At 74.0% G+C, this 14,716-nt stretch carries 9 protein-coding genes; 6 read left to right on the forward strand and 3 right to left on the reverse strand.

The features are described from left to right. Positions 1-26: 26 nt before the first annotated feature. From ACFQLX_RS19005 to pepN, 5 genes are all read left to right on the forward strand, one after another. A complete protein-coding gene (locus tag ACFQLX_RS19005) occupies positions 27-245 on the forward strand; it encodes a hypothetical protein (RefSeq protein WP_386416782.1) in 219 nt (72 codons plus the stop codon). Positions 246-340: 95 nt separating this feature from the next. Further along, positions 341-2,347: a 4-alpha-glucanotransferase gene (gene malQ, locus ACFQLX_RS19010; RefSeq protein ID WP_386416784.1), complete on the forward strand. Its 2,007-nt coding sequence runs from the start codon at positions 341-343 to the stop codon at positions 2,345-2,347. Between the two features lie 253 nt (positions 2,348-2,600). Further along, the gene (locus tag ACFQLX_RS19015) at positions 2,601-2,906 is read left to right on the forward strand and encodes a hypothetical protein (protein ID WP_386416786.1); all 306 of its coding nucleotides are present in this window, start codon (positions 2,601-2,603) and stop codon (positions 2,904-2,906) included. Positions 2,907-3,132: 226 nt separating this feature from the next. Next, positions 3,133-4,170, forward strand: a complete 1,038-nt coding sequence (locus tag ACFQLX_RS19020) for an aspartate-semialdehyde dehydrogenase (protein ID WP_386416788.1) — start codon at positions 3,133-3,135, stop codon at positions 4,168-4,170. 182 nt (positions 4,171-4,352) lie between these two features. Next, positions 4,353-6,926 carry an aminopeptidase N gene (pepN, locus tag ACFQLX_RS19025; protein WP_386416790.1) on the forward strand — a complete coding sequence of 858 codons (2,574 nt, stop codon included), beginning with the start codon at positions 4,353-4,355 and terminating at the stop codon, positions 6,924-6,926. A gap of 128 nt (positions 6,927-7,054) precedes the next feature. Here the strand turns inward: pepN and ACFQLX_RS19030 are convergent, their stop codons facing one another. The 3 genes from ACFQLX_RS19030 to ACFQLX_RS19040 all read right to left on the reverse strand — a co-directional run bounded on the left by ACFQLX_RS19030 (position 7,055) and on the right by ACFQLX_RS19040 (position 11,958). Continuing rightward, on the reverse strand, positions 7,055-10,357 hold the full coding sequence (locus tag ACFQLX_RS19030) for a S8 family serine peptidase (RefSeq protein WP_386416791.1): 3,303 nt from the start codon (positions 10,355-10,357) through the stop codon (positions 7,055-7,057). Positions 10,358-10,526: 169 nt separating this feature from the next. Then, a complete protein-coding gene (locus tag ACFQLX_RS19035; protein ID WP_386416793.1) occupies positions 10,527-11,594 on the reverse strand; it encodes a hypothetical protein in 1,068 nt (355 codons plus the stop codon). A gap of 169 nt (positions 11,595-11,763) precedes the next feature. Beyond that, complete coding sequence (locus tag ACFQLX_RS19040; RefSeq protein ID WP_386416794.1) at positions 11,764-11,958, reverse strand: hypothetical protein; 195 nt, start codon at positions 11,956-11,958, stop codon at positions 11,764-11,766. A gap of 304 nt (positions 11,959-12,262) precedes the next feature. Here ACFQLX_RS19040 and ACFQLX_RS19045 point away from each other — a divergent pair, with 304 nt between their 5' ends. Further along, positions 12,263-14,695: an endonuclease/exonuclease/phosphatase family protein gene (locus ACFQLX_RS19045; protein WP_386416796.1), complete on the forward strand. Its 2,433-nt coding sequence runs from the start codon at positions 12,263-12,265 to the stop codon at positions 14,693-14,695. Positions 14,696-14,716 lie beyond the last annotated feature (21 nt).

Below are 14,716 nucleotides of genomic sequence, written 5' to 3' on the forward strand. Positions count from 1 at the left end.
CCAGACGGACCAGACGGAGGACCGACGTGGCCCACGGCCCGCACGACCACCAGACCCTCGACGGCGGCTCGGACCCGGACTACGGGCTGGCCGGCGCCTGCTCCTGCGCGGAGGTCCCGCTGACCAGCGAGCCGCCGCTCTTCGCGGGCGCGCCGCTGACCAGCGAGCCCCCGCTCGCGGCCGACGACAACCTGATCAGCGAGCCGACGCCCCCCGCGCACTTCGAGGGCTCCCCCCGCATCTGAGGCGCCCCCGCCCCACGCGCCCTTCCCGCCGCCCGCCCCCTCTGGCACCGTTGCCGGGGGGATCCCCCGTAAGGGGGCGAAGGGGGAGGGCGCGGATGGAACTGGCCCGGATCGCCGCCGAGTACGGCGTCGCCACCCACTACGAGCCCGCCCCCGGCCGCCGGATCGAGGTCCCCGAGGCCACCGTCCGCGCCGTACTGGCGGCCATGGGCGCCGACCCGGCGCGCACCGCCCCCGCGCCGCCGCCCCTCCTCCCGCCCACCGTCCTGCGCCTCCCGCAGCTGCCCGAGGGCACCCGCCTGGAACTCCGCGCCGAGACCGGCGAGGAGCTGGACCCCGCCGGCGAACTCCCATACGGCTGCCACTCCTTGTACGCCGCCGCCCCCGACGGCCGCACCGCCCGCGCCACCCTGGTCACCGCCCCGCCCGGGCTGCCCCGACCCCCGCGCGCGTACGGCCTGATGCTCCAGCCCTACGCCCTGCTCTCCACCCGCTCCTGGGGCATGGGCGACCTGGGCGACCTCGCCGAGCTGGCCGCCTGGTCCGGTCGCGTGCACGGCGCCGGCTTCCTCCAGCTCGGCCCCCTGCACGCGGGCGTCCCCGCCGCCCCCGGCGCACCGGCCGACCCCTCCCCGTACCGCCCCTCCTCCCGCCGCTTCCCCGACCCGGTGCACCTGCGCGTCGAGGACGTCCCGGAGTACCGCCACCTCGCCCTGGAGGACCGCGCCGCGCTCACCCCCCTCCTCGCGCGGGCCGCCGCCCTGCGCCAAGGGGTCCTGGAGAAGGGCGCGTTGATCGACCGTGACGCCGTCTGGGCGCTCAAGTACGAGGCCCTCCAGTACGTCCGCCGCGTCCCGCTCGCCCCCGGCCGCCGGGCCGCGTACCACGATTTCCTCGCCGAGCGCGGGCAGCCGCTGGAGGACCACGCGACCTGGTGCGTACTGGCCGAGGAGTACGGCCCCGACTGGCGCACGTGGCCCGCAAGGCTGCGCGACCCGCGCTCGGCGGCCGTGCGCCGGGCCCGCGCCGAGCGCCTGGACCGCGTCGACCTGCACGCCTGGCTCGTCTGGCTCACCGAGGAGCAGCTCGCCCGCGCCCAGCGCCTCGCCCGTGCGGCCGGGATGCCGATCGGCCTGGTGCACGACCTCGCGGTGGGCGTCCACCCCGGCGGCTCGGACGCCTGGGCGCTGCGCGACCACCTCGCGGCGGGCATGTCCATCGGCGCCCCGCCCGACGCCTTCAACGCACGCGGCCAGGACTGGGGGCTGCCCCCCTGGCGTCCGGACGCGCTGGCGGCCGACGGCTACGGCCCCTACCGGGAGGTGCTGCGCGGGCTGCTGCGCCACGCGGGGGCGCTGCGCATCGACCACGTGATGGGCCTGTCGCGGCTGTGGTGGGTGCCGCGGGGCCGGCCCCCGGCCGAGGGCACGTATGTGCGCTACGACGCGCGCGCCATGCTCGCCGTGCTGGCCGTCGAGGCGTGGCGGGCGGGCGCCCCGGTGATCGGCGAGGACCTGGGGACGGTGGAGCCGGCCTTCCGTACGGAGCTGGCGGAACGCGGGGTGCTGGGCACCTCCGTGCTCTGGTTCGAACGGGACTGGGACGCCGCCGGCCCGGCCCGCCCGCTGCCCCCCGAGCGCTGGCGCGAGGCGTGCCTGGCCACCGCGACCACCCACGACCTGCCGCCCACCGCGGCCCGGCTGCGCGGCAGCCACGTGGAGCTGCGCCACCGACTCGGGCTGCTGGACGCCCCGTTGGAGCAGGCCCGCCGCGCGGACGCGGCCGAGACGGGGGAGTGGCTGGAGCTGCTGCGGGAGCTGGGGCTGCTGCCCGAGGGCCCGTACGGGGAGGAGGCGGCGGTACGGGCCGTGCACCGCCTGCTCGCCCGCACCCCCGCCCGCCTGGTGGGCGTCTGGCTCCCGGACGCGGCCGGGGACGTACGCCCCGCGAACGTCCCCGGCACCACGGACACCCACCCCAACTGGCGCCTCCCCCTCTCCGCCCCGGACGGCCACCCCCTGACCCTGGAAGCACTGGCGGCCACCCCGCGCGTACACGCCCTGCTGACGGAGGTGCGGCGGGCGATACAGGACGACACCTGAAGCGCGACCCCAAGCATTCGGGGCTGACAGCGGCGTCCGGTGCCTCCCCAAGCTCTTCGAGCAGGGGATACCCCAGCTCTCGGCGTGCGGGGGTGAAGGTCATGTGGCGGAGTCACCTGGCCAAGGCCCCCGTGCGGCCGGGGGTGCCCCCTGCTCGAAGCAGCTTGGGGGCGCGTGCCGGGCGTCGCAACCCCGGCCGCTAAAGCAGACCCCCGAGCGCGCGGGTCGCTCAGAGGTTCGCTACGTTGGGACCGTGGTCACTAAGAACGCCCTGCGCGCCGGTACTGTCACGGCCGGTACGACGCTGACGCTGCTGCTGTCGTCCCCCGCCTTCGCCCTCACCCGTGATGACGGCGACGACCCGGGCTCCGGCCTGAGCGTCGGCCAGACGCTCGGCCTCTACGTGGGCATCCCCCTGCTGGCCTGCCTGGTCATCGCGGGCCTGGTCATGGTGCTCTACAAGCCCCACCAGGTCGGCATGGGCCTGCAGACGCGGACCGGCGGCGCCGGCGCGGACACCAAGGGCGACAAGGCGACCAAGGCCGCCAAGACTCTCTGACCCCCTGGCGCACACCGCTCACACGTACACGGCGGCCCCGCCCCGGCTTCGACCCGGGACGGGGCCGCCGTGCGTGCCGGGCCGCGGCCCCCCGTTACCGTCCGCAGCCCCGTCTCACCTGCCGGGAACGGGTTTGGCGCCCCGTCGCGCATCCGGCAGCATGGACAGGGAATCGCCGGCACGGGACAGCAGCACCCCATCCCCCCTCCCACCCTCAGGAGCACGCATGCGGATCGGAATCGTCGGAGCGACCGGACAGGTCGGCGGAGTGATGCGCGACATCCTCGCCGAGCGGAAGTTCCCCGTGGACGAGCTGCGGCTCTTCGCCTCCCCCCGCTCCGCCGGCAAGGCCGTCGAGTGGCAGGGGCGGGAGATCACCATCGAGGACGCCGCCACCGCGGACTACTCCGGCCTCGACATCGTGCTCTTCTCCGCCGGCGGCGCCACCTCCCGCGAGCTGGCCCCCCGGGTCGCCGCGCAGGGCCCCGTCGTCATCGACAACTCCTCCGCCTGGCGCCGCGACCCCGAGGTCCCCCTCGTCGTCTCCGAGGTCAACCCGCACGCGGTCAAGGACCGCCCCAAGGGCATCATCGCCAACCCCAACTGCACCACCATGGCCGCGATGCCGGCCCTGAAGGCCCTGCACGCGGAGGCCGGCCTCAAGGCCCTCGTCATCGCCACCTACCAGGCCGTCTCCGGCTCCGGCCTCGCGGGCGTCGAGGAGCTGTACGGGCAGATCGCCGCCGTCGGCGCGGACGCCCCCGGGCTCGCCCGCGACGGCGCCGCCGCCGACTTCCCCGCCCCGGAGAAGTACGTCGCCCCCATCGCGTACAACGTGCTGCCGATGGCCGGTGCGATCGTCGACGACGGGCTGAACGAGACCGACGAGGAGCAGAAGCTCCGCCATGAGTCGCGCCGGATCCTGGAGATCCCCGGGCTGAGGGTCTCCGGCACCTGCGTGCGCGTCCCCGTCTTCACCGGGCACTCCCTCCAGGTCAACGCCCGCTTCGAGCGCCCGATCAGCCCCGGGCGCGCGCTGGAGGTCCTGCGCGCCGCCGAGGGCGTCGTCGTCACCGAGGTGCCCACCCCGCTGACCGCGGCCGGCCGCGACGAGTCCTTCGTCGGCCGGGTGCGGGCCGACGAGACCGTGGAGCCCGCCGGTACGGGCCTGGCCTTCTTCGTCTCCGGCGACAACCTCCGCAAGGGCGCCGCCCTGAACGCCGTACAGATCGCGGAGCTGGTGGCCGCGGAGCTGAAGGGCTGACCCGCCCCCCCCGCACCGCCCCACCGGGCGGCCCCGCGCCCCCCGCACCGCCCCACCGGGCGGCCCCGCGCCCCCCGCGCCGGGCCGCCCGGTGCGTTCCGCGTGGGCCCGGAAACCCGGCGGCGCCGCCCGCCGCCCGCATGCGAGGATGGCCGCAGACCTATGCAATAAGGAGTTTCCTGGTGCCAGGCACGAACCTGACCCGCGACGAGGCGCAGCGCCGCGCCCGCCTGCTGGACGTCGACTCGTACGTCATCGACCTCGACCTGTCGAAGGCCAAGGAGGCGGACACCTTCCGGTCCACCACGACCGTCACCTTCTCGGCCGAGCCCGGCGCCGACACCTTCATCGACCTGGCCGCCCCCGCCGTCCTGGAGGTGACCCTCAACGGCACCGCCCTGGACCCGGCCGAGGTCTTCCACGACTCGCGCATCGCGCTGCCGGGCCTGGCCGCCGCCAACACCCTCACGGTCGTCGCCGACTGCGCCTACACCAACACCGGTGAGGGCCTGCACCGCTTCACCGACCCGGTGGACGGCGAGACCTACCTCTACACCCAGTTCGAGGTCCCCGACGCCCGCCGGGTGTTCGCCAGCTTCGAGCAGCCCGACCTCAAGGGGACCTTCCAGTTCACCGTGACGGCCCCCGAGGGCTGGATCGTGAACTCCAACTCCCCGACCCCCGAGCCGGTGGACGGCGTGTGGGCCTTCGAGCCCACCCCGCGCATCTCCACGTACATCACCGCGATCATCGCGGGCCCGTACGTCGGCGTGCACAGCAGCTGGGAGGGCGACGGGCGCACGGTGCCGATGAGCATCTACTGCCGCCCCTCGCTGGCGGAGTTCCTGGACGCCGAGGACATCTTCGCCGTCACCCGCCAGGGCTTCGACTGGTTCCAGGAGAAGTTCGACTACCCGTACCCCTTCGCCAAGTACGACCAGCTCTTCGTCCCGGAGTTCAACGCGGGCGCGATGGAGAACGCGGGCGCGGTCACCTTCCGCGACCAGTACGTCTTCCGCTCCAAGGTCACCGACGCCGCCTACGAGCGCCGCGCGGAGACCATCCTGCACGAGCTGGCCCACATGTGGTTCGGCGACCTGGTGACCATGGAGTGGTGGAACGACCTCTGGCTCAACGAGTCGTTCGCCACCTTCACCTCGGTCGCCTGCCAGGCCGCCGCCCCCGGCAGCCGCTGGCCCAACTCCTGGACCACCTTCGCCAACTCGGAGAAGACCTGGGCCTACCGCCAGGACCAGCTGCCCTCCACCCACCCGATCATGGCCGAGATCAACGATCTCGAGGACGTCATGGTCAACTTCGACGGCATCACCTACGCCAAGGGCGCCAGCGTCCTGAAGCAGCTGGTGGCCTACGTCGGCGAGGACGCCTTCTTCCGCGGCGTCCAGGCGTACTTCAAGCGCCACGCCTTCGGCAACACCCGCCTGCCCGACCTGCTCGGCGCCCTGGAGGAGACCTCCGGACGCGATCTGAAGTCCTGGTCGAAGGCGTGGCTGGAGACCGCCGGCATCAACATCCTGCGCCCGGAGATCATCACCGACGCCGACGGCGTCATCACCTCCTTCGCCGTCCGCCAGGAGGCCCCCGCGCTGCCCGCCGGCGCCAAGGGCGCCTCCACCCTGCGCCCGCACCGCATCGCCATCGGCCTGTACGACCTGGACGGCGGCAGCCTGGTGCGCACCGACCGCATCGAGCTGGACGTCGACGGCGAGCTGACCGAGGTGCCCGAGCTGGCCGGCCGTGCCCGCCCGGACGTCGTCCTGCTCAACGACGACGACCTCTCCTACGCCAAGGTGCGCCTGGACCCGCTGTCGCTGGCCTTCGTCACCGAGCACCTCGGCGACTTCGCCGACTCCCTGCCGCGCGCCCTGAGCTGGGCCTCCGCCTGGGACATGACCCGCGACGGCGAGCTGCCCGCCCGCGACTACCTCGACCTGGTCCTCTCCGGCATCGCCAAGGAGAGCGACATCGGCGTCGTGCAGTCGCTGCAGCGGCAGGTCAAGCTCGCCCTGGACCTCTACGCCGACCCCGCCTGGCGCGCGGAGGGCCTGGCCCGCTGGAGCGAGGCGACCGTGGCGCAGCTGCGCGCCGCCGCGCCCGGCAGCGACCACCAGCTCTCCTGGGCCCGCGCCCTGGCCGCCACCGCCCGCACCGAGGAGCAGCTCGGCCTGCTGGCCGGCCTGCTGGACGGCTCGGTGGAGATCGAGGGCCTGGCGGTGGACACCGAGCTGCGCTGGGCGCTGCTGCAGCGCCTGGCCGCGGTCGGCCGCGCCGACGAGGAGCGCATCGCCGAGGAGCTGCGCCGCGACGCGACCGCCGCCGGCGAGTGCCACGCCGCGACCGCGCGCGCCGCCCGCCCGACGCCGGAGGCCAAGGCCGAGGCGTGGGCGGCGGTGGTGGAGGGCGACAAGCTCGCCAACGCCGTGCAGGAGGCCGTGATCGGCGGCTTCGTGCAGACCGGTCAGCGCGAGCTGCTGGCGCCGTACACGGAGCGGTACTTCGCCTCGATCGCGGACGTCTTCGCCACCCGCTCGCACGAGATCGGCCAGCAGATCATCGTCGGCCTCTACCCGGCGGTGCAGGTCTCGCAGGCCACGCTGGACGCCACCGACGCCTGGCTGGCGGCCGCCGACCCGGCCCCGGCCCTGCGCCGGATGGTCGTGGAGTCGCGCGCGGGCGTCGAGCGGGCGCTGAAGGCGCAGGCGGCGGACGCGGCGGCAGCCGCCGACGAGGGCTGAGCACGACGGCGGGGCGGGCGCTGTGAAGGCGCCGGCCCCGCCGGGGAGTCGACCCGCGGGGCGGGCGCTGCGACAGCGCCCGCCCCGCGGTGTTCCCAGGTCCTGTACGGAGTTCCCCCGTGGAGGACCTACGGGCCTACCACCCGCCCGATGGACACGCTGCCCGAACCGGTCACCGTGCCCTTCTCGTTGAGCAGCTCCACCCGGCCGAAGAACGTCCGCCCCTCCGGAGCGGCCGACCCCACCGTCACCTGGGCCTCCACCTCGGTGGAGGCGCCGTTGGCCAGGGAGACGACCGCCGAGGGGTCGACGCCCACCGCGCCCAGGGACGGCGCGTAGTAGACGTCCGAGTAGTCGTACTGCGTGCTGCCGGACGGCACCGAGTAGGCGTCGACCTCGATGGTGTAGGTGCCCGGCTTCGGATTGCGCAGGGTCACCGCCTCCTCCGAGTCGCCGTCCGCCGCCTGGCCGACCACCACCCCGTCGAGCCTGACGTACAGGTCGAGGTCGGCGCCCGGGTCGGAGACGGAGCCGATCGCCACGTCGAGGCGCTCCACGCCCGCGCCGATGGTCAGCGTGCTGGTCTGCAGCGCGTGGTGGGCGATGGTCGGCCGGGCGGTCTTGGCGGAGCCCAGCGAGCCGCCGCGCAGGGTGCCCTCCAGCGGTGCGAAGCCGTTGGTGACCTGCCAGGCGACCGGCAGCGGCGTACCGACGGCCGCCTCCGCCACGTGCAGGACCTCCGGCTCGAAGTCCGTGCCCAGCGCGGTGGCGGTCAGCTCGTAGGGGTTGTCCAGCAGCGGCGAGGTGCGCCGCGACTCGACCTCGATCTCCCAGACGCCCGGCAGCGGGTCCGCGTACGAACGCAGGTCCGGGCGGCAGGTGTTGGCCGGGTTGTAGTTCGGGTAGCAGGCGGTGGTGGCCGTCGGGTCGTTGGGGATGCCCCACGGGTCGATGGCGATGAACCGCGTCTGGCTGCCCGCCGCGAGCCCGCCGAGCGCCACCTGCAGGGACCTGGCGCCCTCGGGGACGGTGACGAAGTACGAGCGGGTGGCGTTGCGCTGCACCGAGCCGGACTCCGCGACCGCGTAGGACGGCTGGACCTGGTCCTTCGCGGCCACCACCGTCGTCATGACCTGCCGGTCGATTCCCTCGGTGCGCTCGCTGTCCACGAGCAGCGCCGCCGAGTGGATACCGGAACTCCCGGGCGTGGCACGGACCTTGACGGTGACCGGCTTGCGCAGCGGCAGCCAGACCTCGTCGTCGCCCAGCAGCCGGAAGGTGCCGTCGTTGCCGCGCCAGTCCAGCTCGTGCCAGCCGGCCGAACCGGGGCCCGAGGTGCGGGTGATGGTGATGTCGTACGTCTTCGAGGCACCGGGGGCGGGCCCGTTCTCCCGGTCGTAGAGCCCCGCGCCGAAGCCCGGCGTCTTCAGGTACGGCGCCAGGCCGGTGTCCACCGGCGCCTTGACGTCGTAGCCGTAGGCGGTGGCGCCGTCCTCGACGAGCCGCCAGGCCCGCTCCACGTTGATCAGTCCCGCGCCCTCCTCGTGCACCTTGGTGCCGGGGATGTGGGCCGCGCTGCTGGTCAGCGCGGTGCGCAGGGTCAGCGGGGAGAGCGCGACGCGCTCGTGCTTGGCCGCCGAGAGCAGCAGCGCCGCCACACCGGCCGCCTGCGGGGAGGCCATCGAGGTGCCCTGCAGCATGCCGTAGCCCGGCGGCAGCGGGTAGCCGGCCTCGGCGACCGGGGCGCCGGGCAGCCAGGTCGGGATGGAGTTGACCGAGGCGCCGGGGGCGCTGATGTCCGGCTTGAAGCCGCCGTCCTCACGCGGGCCGCGCGAGGAGAAGGGGAACATGGCGTACGAACGCTCCACCTGCGAGCCGTAGTTGGCCGCCCAGGTCTCCCTGGAGACCGCCGCGCCGACGCCGAGGACCTTGTCGGCCAGTCCGGGGTCGCCGATGGTGTTGGTGCCGGGTCCGGAGTTGCCGGCCGAGATGACCAGCTGGACGCCGTACTCGTCGATCAGCCGGCCGTACAGCTCGGCGCGGGCGTTGTTGCCGTCGTTGAGCTGCGGCAGCCCGCCGATGGAGACGTTGACGACGTCCACGCCCCGCCTGGTCACCAGGTCGATCATGCCCTCGGTGAGCGCGACGGCGGTGCAGCCGCCCGTCCAGGTGCAGGCGCGCGAGGAGACCAGCTTGGCGCCGGGCGCCGCGCCGTTCATCCGCCCGCCGAAGAGGCCCTTGGCGGCGGTGATGCCCGCGACGTGCGTGCCGTGGGCGCTCTCGACGACGCCGATGTTGACGAAGTCCGCCTTCTGCCCGATGTTGGAGCCGCCCAGCGGGTCCAGGGGGACGTCCTCGCGGATCTCCACGGTGAAGGGGATGCGCTCGGCGATCGCGGTGGCCGGGTCGTCGGTGCCGAAGTAGCCGATGTCGTAAGCCTGGTTGTACGGGCGCATCGCGGCGTTGTCGGTGAAGTCGCCGTCGTCGTCCAGGTCCACGCGCACGGTGCCGGTGGCCGGGTCGTAGAGCACGCCCCACCAGTCGGTGGTGTCGCCGTCGCGGTTGAGGTCGCCGGCCATGTCGCCGCCGGCGGTGGCGGCCTCCACGATCCGGTTGATCCGGTACGCGCCCGCGGGCGCCGTCCAGGTCCGCTCGCGGTAGGCGAAGCTCGGGCCCTCGACGGAGGTGAGCATCGCCCGCCAGGTGCCGTCGCCGTCGACGAGGGGGTCGGTGGCCGTCACCCAGTCGACGATCTTGCGCTCGCCGGTGGTGGTCTTCTGCAGCGCCGGGTGCCCAAGGTCCACGCCCGAGTCCAGGATGCCGATGGTGACGCCCCGCCCGTCCGCCCCGCGGTGGCGTTCGACGAAGTCCACGGCGCCGGTCTCGAAGGCCGGCTGGTAGGGGTTCCTCGCCGGGGTGCTCGCATCGGGGCCCGGGTACGTACCCGTGGCGGCGGCCTTCGTGTCCGCCGACTCCGGGCGCGGGTCGGGGAGTTGGATGCGCTCGTTGAGGTCGATGGCGGCGACCGAGGAGAGCTCGGCCGCCTTGGCGATGGCGGCGTCGGCCTGCCGGGTGGGGACGGTGGCCCGGACGTAGCCGAGCCTGTCGTCGACCCGGCCCAGCGAGGCGCCCTGGACGGCGTCGAGCGCCCGCGCGGCCTGCCCGGTCGCGCCCGGGGCGGTGGCCACCAGCAGCGTCACGTTCTTCGCGTGCCCGCTCTTGGCCTCGGCGAGCAGCTCGGCGTCGTGGGCGCCGAGCTTGGCGTGCGGCTCCTTGGGCGCGGTGGGGGAGGGCGCGCCCGGCTCCTCGGCGGTGGGGGCGGCGGTGGCGAGGCTGCCGGCGCCGGTGGCGGCCAGCGTCGCCGCCAGTCCGGCCGCCAGGACTATGCGGACGGTGCGCGGGGTGCGTCTGCGGACGCGGGGACGGGACATGGGCTTCCTCTCGGGGGATGTGGTCGGCATCCGGTGTGGGCTGTCCGCATAATCTGCACCAACTCCCCGTTTTTTAAAGCAGGTTCGGCAGCCTCGGGTGACGAATGGCGGATATCCGCCATGTCCCGGTCACGTGCTCGCAGGTGGTGGCCACCGCGCCGGACGGCCCCTACTGCGGCAGCACCACCACGTACGCCGAGGGCTCCCGCTCGGCCGCCGCCAGCAGCGCCGCGCGGACGACCTCCGCCTGCTGCCCCATCGACTCGCCCAGCTTGCGCGGCGTGACGTGCACGACGGTGATCCCCAGCCGCTCCAGCGTCTCGCGCTTGGCGACGTGCCCCTCCCACAGCGCGTCCCCCGCTGAGCCCTCCTCCGCGCCGGGCGTGCGGCAGTCCAGCTCCAGGGCCACCGCGTACTCCGGCCAGTACGCGTCCAGGCCGCCCAGATGCGGACCGCCGGGCAGGCGCAGGTCCACCTGCCAGAGCGGGTCGGGCAGCTCGTGCAGCCGCACCATCGCGTAGAGCAGCTCCTCCGCCCGGCTGCGCCCCTCCGCCAGCAACGCCGCTACCCCGCCCGCCACATGGGGCTCGTCCAGCAGCCGCTGCCCGGCCAGCTCCCGTACCAGGGAGGCGGCGTCGCAGTGTCCGGCGCGCACCGCCTCGACCAGCAGCCGGCGCACCAGCGAGGCGTCCCGCAGCCGCGCCACCGCATCCGCCAGCGCCCGGGGCGCCGGCGCCACGGGCAGCCCCGCGATCTCCTCGGCCGCCGGCGGCGTGTGCGCCCGTACGAGCCGGGCGTGCCCGGTGGAGCGCAGCCTGCGCTCGCGGGGGAGCAGGACGTCGACGGCCGCCAGTTCCGGCAGCCGGGGCGCGTCGGCGAAGCCGTGCAGGGCGAGCGCGGCCATCCCGGTGAGCATCGCCGGACCGTGCCCGGGGGACTCGGGGTCGGCGCCCTGCCGGGGCACGGCGCCGTCCGCGCGCCCGGCGTAGAGCAGCGCGGAGTGCAGCCGCTCCCAGCCGGTCGGCGCACCGGAGTGCAACAGGTAGACGCCCGGCAGGAGTTGCTGCCACGGCCCGCCCGGCCGGCACCGCCGCTCGGCGACGGCGGCGCTGACCCCGTGCTCGCGGAGCTGGTGCGCGGTGAGCAACGCGGGTCGTACGCCGCCGAGATGGCTGAGGGGGAGGGGGTTGCAGGAGACGGAGGAGGTACGGGGGGAGTGGGGGGTCTCGTGGTTCATGGCGAGGGGATTCCACCACCGCCGTGCGGGCTAACCGCTGTTACACGCCCGTCGACAAACAGGGACAAGGCGGCACTAAAGCGCAGGCGTTCGACTGCCGAGATCGGAGCCGCTGCTCCGTCCGGGGCCACCCCCGGTCCCGTACCGCATGCCGGACCGCGGGACCCGGCTACGTGCCGATCGCGCTGATCGTCCTGGTGATCTCGGTGAGGAAGCTGTTTATGTCGTCCTGCATGGCGGTCTGTGCCAGGAAGAAGCCGAAGAGGATCGCCACGACCGCCGGTCCGGCCTTCAGCGTCCCGCCGCGGATCAGCACCACGGTGACGATCGCGAAGAGCAGCACCAGGGACAGTGAGATAACCACGTCCGTCACCCCTTGTACGTAGCGCGCAAGCCAGAGGCGCGCGGCCCGCACGCCCCACCTTCGACCATCGTGCCATCAAGTGGCCGAAGCGGAAGGCGTGCGGGAGAAACAGCACGCGGCAGGCGCGTGTGCGGCCCGGTGCCGCATGCACGCATTGCCCACTTGTTGCCCGAAATTAACCCGCGACCTCTTGGCGGACCGGGCTCTACGCGCGTAACTTGAGCTGATTTCCCTAGGGCGTGCCCTAGCCCCGCCTCACGCGCTGCCCGTCCGCGGCGCGTATCCGTGCAAGGAGACAGCCAGAGTGCCCAAGTCCGCAGACGGCATACCCCGTTGGTGCCGACGCGCCGCCTACCCCCTCCTCACGACCGGTGTCGTCGGCGCCCTCGCGCTGAGCGCGCTGCCCGCCTTCGCGGCGCCGTCGAGCACCGCGATGATCACCGAGGTGTACGGCGGCGGCGGCAACTCCGGCGCGACCCTCACCCGGGACTTCATCGAGCTGGGCAACGCGGGCACCGCCGCCCACGACCTGGCCGGCTACACCGTGCAGTACCTGCCCGGCACCCCGTCCGCCACCTCGCAGTGGGGCGTCACCGCGCTCAGCGGCTCGATCGCCCCGGGCGCCCGCTACCTGATCGCCGAGGCCCCGGGCGCCGGCGGCACCACCGCGCTGCCCACCCCGGACGCCAGTGGCTCGATCGCCATGAGCGCCACCTCCGGCACGATCGCCCTGGTCTCCGGCACCGAGGCGCTGACCTGCAAGACCGCCGCTGACTGCGCCGCCGACAGCCGGATCGTCGACCTCGTGGGCTACGGCAGCGCGGTCGTCCGCGAGGGCTCGGGCCCGGCGGCCGGCGCCTCCAACACCGCCTCCGTCGCCCGCGCGACCCTGACCGCCGCCTCCGACACCGACGACAACGCCGCCGACCTGGGCGCGGGCGCGCCCACGCCGGTCAACGCGGCCGGCCAGACGCCCGGTTCGGGCGGCGGCACCGACCCGACGGACCCGACCGAGCCCGGCCCCGTCCGCGTCCACGACATCCAGGGCACCACGCGCCTGTCGCCGCTCGCCGGGCAGAGCGTCACCGCCGTCCCGGGCGTCGTCACCGCCGTGCGCACCACCGGCTCCAGGGGCTACTGGATCCAGGACCCGCAGGCCGACGCCGACGCCCGTACCAGCGAGGGCATCTTCGTCTACACCGGCTCGGCGCTGCCCACCGTCAAGCCCGGGGACAGCGTCCTGGTCAGCGGCAAGGTCGGCGAGTACTACCCGTCCAGCACCGCCCAGTCCCTCACCCAGCTCACCGCGCCCACCGCCACGGTCCTGAGCGCCGGCAACGCGCTGCCCGAGGCCGCCGCGCTCAACGCCCAGACCATCCCCGGCGGTTACGCGCCCAGCGCCGGCGGCGCGAGCATCGACGCGCTCCCCCTGGAGCCCGCCGCCTACGCCCTGGACCGCTACGAGTCCCTGGAGGGCATGCGCACCGCGGTCACCGACGCGCGGGCGGTCAGCGCCACCACCCCGTTCAAGGAGGTGTGGGTGACGGCCAAGCCCGGGGAGAACCCGACCCCGCGCGGCGGCACCGTCTACGGCGCCTACACGCAGCCCAACACCGGCCGCATCAAGGTGATGTCCCTCGACGCCGCCGCCCCGATCCCGACGGCGAACGTCGGCGACACCCTGGCGGGCACCACCGAGGGCCCCCTGGACTACGCCTCCTTCGGCGGCTACACCCTCCAGGCCACCCGGCTCGGCGCGCACACCCCGGCCGGGCTGGAGCGCGAGGTGACCCGGGCCCAGCACGACAAGGAACTGGCGGTCGCCACGTACAACGTGGAGAACCTCGACGCGCTCGACCCGCAGGAGAAGTTCGACCGCCTCGCCGAAGGGGTCGCCGTCAGCCTGGCCTCCCCCGACATCGTCACCCTGGAGGAGATCCAGGACGACAACGGCGCGGTCAACGACGGCACGGTCGGCTCCGAGGGCACCCTGGCCCGGTTCACCGACGCGATCGTCGCCGCCGGCGGCCCGCGCTACTCCTGGCGCTACATAGCCCCGGAGAACAACCAGGACGGCGGCGAGCCCGGCGGCAACATCCGCCTCGCCTACCTCTTCAACCCCGAGCGCGTCACCTTCAACGACCGCTCCGCCGGCGACGCGACCACCGCGACCTCCGTCGTGAAGACCAACAGGGGCCCGCAGCTCACCCACTCGCCCGGCCGCATCAACCCGGCCAGTGCGGCCTGGGAGGACAGCCGCAAGCCGCTGGTGGGCGAGTTCACCTTCCGCGGCGAGCGGGTCTTCCTGATCGCCAACCACTTCACCTCCAAGGGCGGCGACCAGCCCCTGCACGGCCGCTATCAGGAGCCCGCGCGCTCCTCGGAGGCCAAGCGCCACCAGCAGGCCGCCGAGGTCAACGCCTTCGTCGACAAGCTGCTCGCCGCCGACAAGAGCACCCGGGTGCTCGTCCTGGGCGACCTCAACGACTTCGAGTTCTCCCAGACGGTGACCACCCTCACCGACGGCGGGAAGGTCCTCAAGCCGCTGATCACCACGCTGCCCGCCGCCGAGCGCTACACCTACGTCTTCGACGGCAACTCGCAGACGCTGGACCACACCCTGGTCAGCCCCGGGGTGCGCTCGTACGACTACGACGTGGTGCACATCAACGCCGAGTTCGCCGACCAGGCGAGCGACCACGACCCGCAGATCGTGCGGATCGACGTCAAGGAGTAACACGTCCCGTACGAAGGCCCC

Source organism: Streptomyces polyrhachis (assembly GCF_042663125.1).
Taxonomy (GTDB): Bacteria; Actinomycetota; Actinomycetes; order Streptomycetales; family Streptomycetaceae; genus Streptomyces; species Streptomyces polyrhachii.